General features: G+C 49.8%; 8 protein-coding genes. 7 read left to right on the top strand and 1 reads right to left on the bottom strand.

From position 1 onward, the window contains the following. Positions 1-527 precede the first annotated feature (527 nt). Positions 528-1,607 carry an ATP-binding protein gene (locus tag MPF33_11160; protein MCI2415779.1) on the bottom strand — a complete coding sequence of 360 codons (1,080 nt, stop codon included), beginning with the start codon at positions 1,605-1,607 and terminating at the stop codon, positions 528-530. 1,125 nt (positions 1,608-2,732) lie between these two features. Here MPF33_11160 and MPF33_11155 point away from each other — a divergent pair. The 7 genes from MPF33_11155 to MPF33_11125 form a co-directional block, all read left to right on the top strand. Further along, on the top strand, positions 2,733-3,257 hold the full coding sequence (locus MPF33_11155) for a TQO small subunit DoxD (protein ID MCI2415778.1): 525 nt from the start codon (positions 2,733-2,735) through the stop codon (positions 3,255-3,257). Further along, positions 3,257-3,760, top strand: coding sequence for an Aa3-type terminal oxidase (locus tag MPF33_11150; GenBank protein ID MCI2415777.1), 504 nt, complete (start codon positions 3,257-3,259; stop codon positions 3,758-3,760). The genes MPF33_11155 and MPF33_11150 overlap by 1 nt, the downstream gene beginning before the upstream one ends. Before the next feature lie 234 nt (positions 3,761-3,994). Beyond that, positions 3,995-5,611 (top strand): cytosine permease, encoded by a 1,617-nt coding sequence (locus MPF33_11145; GenBank protein ID MCI2415776.1) that lies wholly within the window; start codon positions 3,995-3,997, stop codon positions 5,609-5,611. 621 nt (positions 5,612-6,232) lie between these two features. Next, positions 6,233-6,439 carry a hypothetical protein gene (locus tag MPF33_11140; protein ID MCI2415775.1) on the top strand — a complete coding sequence of 69 codons (207 nt, stop codon included), beginning with the start codon at positions 6,233-6,235 and terminating at the stop codon, positions 6,437-6,439. Between the two features lie 133 nt (positions 6,440-6,572). Continuing rightward, positions 6,573-6,743 carry a hypothetical protein gene (locus MPF33_11135; GenBank protein ID MCI2415774.1) on the top strand — a complete coding sequence of 57 codons (171 nt, stop codon included), beginning with the start codon at positions 6,573-6,575 and terminating at the stop codon, positions 6,741-6,743. A 207-nt stretch (positions 6,744-6,950) separates the two neighbouring features. Next, positions 6,951-7,277, top strand: coding sequence for a hypothetical protein (locus MPF33_11130; protein MCI2415773.1), 327 nt, complete (start codon positions 6,951-6,953; stop codon positions 7,275-7,277). Between the two features lie 801 nt (positions 7,278-8,078). Continuing rightward, a partial coding sequence (locus tag MPF33_11125) for a hypothetical protein (protein MCI2415772.1) occupies positions 8,079-8,260 on the top strand: 182 nt, incomplete at its 3' end.

Raw genomic sequence — 8,260 nt, 5'->3', positions numbered from 1 at the left:
CTTAGAACCTTCTTGTACTTCTCGTAATACTTGTACCACGCGTCATTGAGGTTCACTTTCTTTTCTTGAAAGAATTGCTGTCTCTCGTAGTTAATCTCGTTCCACAGCTTTTCTGTTGCGTCCGCCAACTTCCTCAATTTCCTCTGTTTACCCACTTGGGAAGAGCCTTACGACGATTGTTCTGACGCTTCCCTCATTGCGGGGGTAATAGGCTCCCGCCCCTCATCTTTAGTTCGCCAAAGGAAGCGCCATAAAAGGAAATTGTCTTTATACTTTAAAAACTTTTACTCCGCCAGGCGAGGTTTGTCTTCTTTTTTTTTAATCAGGTTCTCCACTTCAATCCTAGTCCTTATGATGACCGCGTTCTTCCTATCGCTCGGGTTTGTGTCGACATTCGCCGTGCGATAGTGTCGCTCGACATAGGCCTCCTAGGGCCTAGGACTACCTGGAGGTTGAGGATATATCCAAGTGAGCCCAGAAGGAGGCATATGTTAACCCGCCTTAACGCTTGGCTTCAAGGAAACTCTCTAACACGTAATTTTATCTACGTTCTCCCTGAGCACTGGGTCGGCTACCCTGTACTCCTCGTCCACCTTCTCCACAAACCCCGCGTCCACTAAGTTTGCCAGCAGCCTGGTGACCTCGCTGTCCGAAACCTTCCTCCCCTCCTCGATCTCTAGGTACCTCTTCAGCTCCCCCCACTTCCCAGTGAGCTTTAGCCCCTTCATTAGCTCCACGTACCTCCTCGACCCCCTCTCCTTGACGAAGGCGCAGAACTCCTTGGACGCCAGCTTAAAGGCCTTCTCCACAACGTCCTCCAAGGAGTCCCTCCCAGAGTTCACGGTTTCGAGACCGTAGAGGGCCAGCCAGCCGGGTATTCCTCCCAGCCTCCTCGCTACCTCCCTCAGCCTCTCCTCCTTGATGTTCACTCCGTACTGTTGGAAGCCCCTCTTGAGGAAGTCGACGCTCTGCTCCTCCGTGAAGGGCTTTACTTCTACCTTGGCCATGTACCTCCCGAAGAGGGGGCTCTCCTCGTCCTCGACCTTCAGGTACTTGAAGAGCATGCCGATTTTTGACCCGGCGAACACAAAGGATACGCCCCTTAAGTTGTCGTAAGCGTACGCAAAGGAGGGCAACAGGCTGTAGCCCCTCATCTTGACGAGCTCCTGGACCTCGTCTATCACGAATACTAGTCTCCCCTCCTCCCTGGCCCACTCGTCCATGGCCTCAAGGAGGTCCCCGAAGCTCGGCCTGTCCCTCCCTAGGGAGAACTCTACCCCGACCTCCCCTACGCTGACACCTTTTACCCTCTTCAAGTACTCCCTTAACCTCTCCAGCTTCCTCCTCCTCTTGTTCACCTCTTTCTCTACCTCCCTGAGGAAGTCGGAGTACGTGATGGCGTTCCTCTCCTCAAACTTCCTCATGTCCACGTAAATTGTGTTCTCTGCCTTAAGACCGACCTTAATGAGGGAGGTCTTCCCAGTCCTCCTGAGGCCCAGGACTAAGGTGACGGAGTACTGCGTAGCGAACTGCCTAAGTAGCCTAAGCTCTTCTTCCCTGTCGTAGAGCTCCTCCTCTTCTTCAATTGGTCTGTCGCTGAAGTACATAGTAGTTACTACATATCTATGTAGTTAAAACGTCTTTTGTTAATTCAATTTCTTAGATGATTAAGGAGGAGTCAAAGGAAGGCCTAAACAGGGTAAGGTAGGGAGAGACGCTATTCCCGGCCTTCAGCGATTAGGTGAGGATCCTAGTTGCAGGTAAGCAGTAGTTTTGCAGTAGCTAAGTCAACGCTGTTGACCTTGAGTTGCAATAAAATGACAAGTGACAGTGTAGGGGTAAAGAGATGCAGAAAGGCTCGGAGTTGGGAAACACCGCCGTGAGTTGTAGGACTTCTACTAGCAGGAGATATAAGTCCCTCTAGGAGAGATCCACGACAATCCCGGCGCATCAGTAATTCTTTCCTCTACGCGCTTGAGAAGATATGACCGGACTATGCATTTAAGGAGTTTCTGGACAGAGACTTAGCGTGTCTGAAGTAGTGTGAAAACTTTGAATGATGTACTCTTTTTATGCTGTGATATAAGGGAAGACGGAGTGCGAGATACTGTAAAAATGACGTTAAATATAAGGAGTCAACTCTTTGCCTACTTCAACAGTTAAGACTAGCTTCCTGCCGACGATGAAAGACCCCATAGACGGAAAGCCGGATCTCTCGCGGAGACCTCGTGTTTTGAGAACATCCCAACATAACGTATAATGGAGGATGCATGGACGTTAGTTGTGGGAAGACTACGATAGTAACGACGTTAATTCCTTACAACACGAGAAAACAAGGAATCCCTCAACGCACTGCAGAACCCCAAACCCCTCCCTAAATCAGCTAGGGTATCCATTTATGTGAGTTATGTGGTTGAAGTATACCATGTCATTCCAGGATCTCATATAAAGGCAGAGGCGACGTACTGGTGCTTAGCGAATAAAAACCGCTCAGCTTATATTAATATCTCTCAAGTCCCGCCAACTCTTGCGTACGGACGACGCGCTTAAACCGTTATCAGTGGCACGCCACGTGGTCTGCAGTAACCAAAAGGACGGTATAATTAATTTATTAAATTTTTTTTATAATATATTCCACTATATTTTAAGGTAAAGTGAGTTAATGCGAGTATGAAAAGGTTTTCAAAAAGTATATTTAAGAAGTTTAAAGTTAATTCAATATATTGAGAAAAATGTCCCAAAGTAAAGTAGTTGATGAGACCCAGAAGTTCCTCCCAGTCTTGAGGGTCACGTTGGGCTGGATGTACTTTTCAGCATTCCTTAGGAGGACGGTTAACGTTCCCGCTAAGTTGAACCCCAACTCGTCCGCTTACGTGGGAGGGAAGCTGATCACTTTCCTGCCACACGCTTGGGCACCGGTGAAGGGCATGTTAGTGTACGTGTTGACTAACCCTGCACTACTCTACAACTTCTTGCTTCTGTTCACTGTCCTCGAGGGGATTTTCGGCCTGTTCTTAATGCTGGGGTTTTTTAGGTTATCTGGGCTCGTAGTAGCCGGGCTGGCATGGGGAATTGGGGCAGCGGGGGGCTGGCTAGGCTCCACTTGCCTCGACGAGTGGCAGATAGCTGCCACCGAAGGCGCCGCGGCATTCATGTTCCTGCTCACCGGGAGCAGATGGCTCTCCATTGATCACTACTTGTACAAGAGGTATCCCAACGGGATAAAGATCGGGAAGTACAGGATCCCCCTGTGGTGATGGGCGTGGACAAGATCGGAGTAATCGCTGTCCTGGCTATGTTGCTGGCTACCGGGGTCACCTTCGGGCTTTACCAGCTCAATTTCCAAGGCTTCACCCACTTGACCAACTACTCCAAGACCCCAGCCTACGTGTTAACTGGGACCAGGCTGTACCAGAACGGCACGCTGTTCCTTCAAATTGCGAGGGTGGCGGGCCCAGACACTTACGGCGGTTTCGTTACCCTGGTTCAAGTGCTCTACCCCAACGGGACGGTGCTGTACCAGTGGGGGCCTTCCCAGCTGTCTCACATACCTAGCTACGACATAAGGAACGAGTTCCCGCTCCACCCAGTCCACCCAGACAAGTTTGCCTTGGTGGTGCCCTTGGGTCAAAACGCCACAGTGATCCTACAGATGCCCTTCCACGTACATTCAGGGAAATACATAGTAAGGGTCTACGACGTAGACGGCCAGTACGAGGCATATGGAATAAAGTTCCAGGCAGAAGTGGAGGTAAGTTAGTCCTTTCTTTTTTCCTTGTCGACAAAGAAAGTCTTGGGATTAGAGGTTACACCCTACGGCCTTGGTAACTGTACACCCTATCTTAAGATTGTATACCCTTCCTGTGCCAGGAAGGAGAGGACAGGGCAAAGGAGAAAGTTTCACTTCTAGAAAACCGCTGGCCGCTCGCGTTCGCTATCACTTTGGAGTAGTCCAGGTTCAAGGGCGAGGAGACTGCTATGGCGGTAAACATAAATGTCAAGTGGACACACTATTACGGTCAAAATGAAGAGAGTGGACAGAGTCTCCATAACTAAGTTCTACCCTGAAAGGGGGCAGGTGGAGCTCACACAGCCCTTCCCTGAGGAGAAGTTCCTCTGGAACGCCGACGTCCACCCGGTCCCCGTGAAGAACAGGAACTGGGGTCCCTTCACCTACTTCGCCCTCTGGGTATCAATGGTCTTCATAGTCCCAAGCTGGACCTTGGCAAGCGTAGGCCTAGTATTTGGCCTCAACGCGTTACAGTCCATACTCGTAGTCTTCCTGGGCAACCTCATCGTCCTCTTCCCCATGATACTCCAGTCCCATGGAGGGGCGAGGTACGGCCTAGCGGAGCCCCAGCTCACGAGGACTAGGTGGGGGGTATACGGGGCAGTGTTCCCGAGCTGGTTGAGGGCGGTGATAGGAGCGGGGTGGTGGGGGATAGAGAGCTACATAATCACCGAGGCGACCACGGCCATCTACGCAATACTCTCGGGGAACGTAGGTGCAGTGACCTACACTGTCTCTCACTACCCGAACTACCCCTTCGTGCTCAGCAGGGACTTCCCCCAAGTGTTCTGGGCCACCTTCCTCCTGGTGATCTTACTGCAGGTCGCGGTGTTCTACTATTCCCCAGTGGTGAAGTCCCAGCCGGTGCTCAAGTGGCTGGCGAGGGTGGGCGGGCCAGTAGTCCTTGTGTCCTTCCTCGCAGTCTGGGCCTACTTCATGGTGAAGGTGGGGTGGTCGATAAACGTGTTAGCCCTCTCCCCGTCCTCAAATCTCTCCCCTCTCGCCCTGCTGGCCTTCCTAAACGCCAACATAGCATACTGGGCCACCATGGCCCTAACGATGCCGGACTACACCAGATTCGCCAAGGGCCAGTTCGCCCAAGCGGTGGGGCAGGTGCCAATGCCCTTCTTGATGCTCGCAGTTGCAGTCATGGGCACAATGACCACCGCAGCTTCGCTAAAGCTCTACGGCACTGCCATCTGGGACCCCATAGTGCTGGTCACCCTCCACATGGCCCCTCCTGTCAACGTCCTCGTCCTGTTCTCCTTCATCCTGGCGACGTTCTTGGTCAACGTCTTCGCAAACGCCGTGGGGCCCGCGTACGACATAGCCAATACCTTCCCCAAGAGGCTCACTTGGTTCAAGGGGTCGCTTCTGCTGGTAGTCCTGGCAGTGGGGATAGGGGCGTGGAGCTTCTACGGGAATGCGTACAGCTACATCTACAGTTGGTTGCTCACCTACGGCGGGATTCTAGGTAGCGTGGAGGGGGTGATAATATTTGATTACGCCGTGGTTAGGAGGTTCAAGTTCGACTTACCCGACGTCTTCCTGAGCAGGGGGAGGTTTAGGTACTGGAAGGGGGTCAACCCCGCAGCGCTGATAACCTTCCTTGCGGTGTCAGCGGTGATATACTTGCCGTACCCTGGCGAGGAAGTTGCCTTGAACAACGCGTGGCTCCTCTCCTTCCTGCTGTCTGGGGCAGTCTATCTACCGTTTATGAAGTACTGGGTAATACCAAAGTACCAGCCAGAGCTCAAGGGCTCCCTGCTTAAGGGCTATTGCTCGGAGGAGACTAAGAAGGCGTTTGGGGTAAGAGAGTGAGAGTCGAACGCTCCCTAGGACTCCAGACGAGCCGTTGCAGAGCTACTGTCAAAAGTACTCATCGTGACTTGAGGACTGCGAATAATCAGGTCCAATGAATCCTCAAATTTTGACCTTAGACCAAGTGCTCCCTTTACCCCTTGGTCTTCAACGAAGCAAGCGACACTAACGGTGATACTCTCTTAGATAGTCCCCATGGCATACATCTATAGGAAATGTGCTGTGATAGCTTGTAGTGGCGTCGCTCTCTAAGTCTTAAAGACGCAAAGAGAACGCAACTGTTTTACCTATGGTAGGGTTCTTACGGAGGGACGACGAAGAACAAGGTCTTAAGGACGGCCTTTTCCCTAGCTGCGTGATCTAGGACGAGTCGATATTAGTTAGTTCAGTTTAAGCTAAAAGGGATTCCCCGGCTCTGCCCAAATCGAAAAGACCTTAAATTTAGCTCGGCTCCAAGAATAGTTTCGTCTGGCTCCCCCATTTCATATGACACTAATCCCGTAAATATACTGTTGGTCAGCACCTACAATATGATAACGTTTAGGAGTTTTTAGATCTCTCATCTCAATAGATTGTTTAAGGAGTAAGTACCCTGAAGATGGAGCACATGTCATTGCCTTCTTGGTAGCAGTTCCTAAGAAAGTCGACTTGAGCGGTTTCAGGATAACGGAACACGGCGTGATGTTCGTAGAGTACGTAGGAGATCATGACTATGCACAAACGGAAGAGTGTAGCAATTACGACATAAGAGTAGATGTGGATAAGGCAAAGGAACTCGCCAAAAAAGTCTGGTACAGTCTTACCGGGGAAAGCGTAAAATTCGACTAACAAGAGAGAGAACTCCTAGAACAGCTAGAAAGAATTCAAGTTTAGCGTATGACGTATACCCCTGCTAGGAGGAGTAAGCAGATCAGGGATCCCATCTACAGCTACATTACAATTGACGGGGAGGACATGGACATTGTCTACAGTTCCCCTTTCCGGAGGTTTGAGGTACATAAAGCAGAACGGCTTCGCATATCTGGTCTTCCCTTCAGCCACTCACACGAGGTTCGAGCACAGTCTAGGTACATACCACGTAGCAAAGCTTATGTTGCCAAAGCTCAGGAGCAAGGTACTTTTAGACGACTAAACGTACACTAGGGTTAGGAGACTTGCCCTAGTTCACGACATAGGTCACTTGCCGTTCTCGCATGCATTCGAACAAGCTATCAGCTTTCTTGATTTCATGGATAAGAAAAATGAAGCTAAAACCAAGCCTTCCGGGAGTGAAGCTCCACGAACAAGTTGGGATAGATGTTCTAAAAAATGCCTCCAACAAGGTGAGTTAGCGGACGCTATGGAAGACATCTACACCAAAGAGAACCCCTCCAGACGAGTAGGGAAGGCGTTAATAAACCCCATGTTGGATGCGGACAGGCTCGACTATTTACAGAGGGACTCGTTCTATTTTGGAGTAAAGTACGGACAGATCCTCCTAGACAGGATTATAGAGGTTATGGACATCTACGAGAGGGGAAGGTACGTTTTACAGATGAAGGATAGGGACGATCTAGAGCACTTCCTAATGGCAAGGTACCACATGTACACCGCAGTCTACAACCACCCAGTTAAAGGGATCTTCGATGCTGCCATGGCATATATGATAGCGATGATGATTAAGTAGGACATTGTACCCGCTAAGGATATGATAAGTAAGAAGACAAATCTTGCCTGGCGGGGTTTAAGGTTTTAAACGTGAAAAACAATTTCCTCTTATGACGCTTTCTTTGGTGAACTTAGTCAAGATGAGGAGCGGGGGCCGATTACTTCCGCAATGAGGGAAGCGTTAGAACAATCGTTGTAAGGCTATTTCCTAATGGGTACCAAAAGAGGAAACTGAGGAAGTTAGCAGAAGAGTCCGCAAAGCTGTGGAACGAGATTAACTACGAGAGGAGACAACAGTTCTTTCAGCAAAAGAAAGTGGACCTCAAGGACACTTGGGATAAGTTAAGTATTACGAGAAGTACAAGAAGGTTCTAGGAGTTAACGCTCAAGCTGTTTTCAGAAGAACAACTTGGTCGTCCTTCTTCTCGTCATTAAAACAAAAACCGTCATTCGTGAAACGTGTATCGCCGCCAAGCTACTGGAAGGCGGTAAGAGGAAACTGATCCTAGTCATTAGGCAAGATCGTTACGAAGTTAACGAGGAAAATTACACTCTCTTTCTGAAGGATTGAAAATGGAGATACCCTTCGTAGGTAGGTTAAAGTGGTTCGGTGCACAAGGACGTTTAGAGATCCGCATTGAGGACAACAAGTTTTAGTCCATATTTCCGTTGACGTTGGTAGGACTACTTCTAAGAAAAGCGTAAGCCAATGAAGGGCTCTCTCGTCGTCCACGGTTTGAGGAGAAAGATTCAGTTGAGAAGCCTAAAGGTAACAAGGTTACGTCAATTGACCTTGGCCTAAACGCGTTGGCTACTGTCGTTGTTGAGAGCTTACTGTTCTATTTTACCGCGGTTCCTCAGTGAAGAGCGAACTTCTACTTTTCAGGAGAGGATCGCCGAACTCGACGAGCTGAAGAGCGAGACAGAGAAGGTTCAAGAACAAGAAGCTAGGGAAGAGGTGTTGAGGGAAAGGGAAAGGCTTTTCTCGAAGATTCACCTAGG

It is taken from the genome of Candidatus Aramenus sp. CH1, assembly GCA_022678445.1.
In the GTDB taxonomy this organism is placed as follows: Archaea; Thermoproteota; Thermoprotei_A; order Sulfolobales; family Sulfolobaceae; genus Aramenus.
This window is presented reverse-complemented; position numbering and strand designations above follow the sequence as displayed.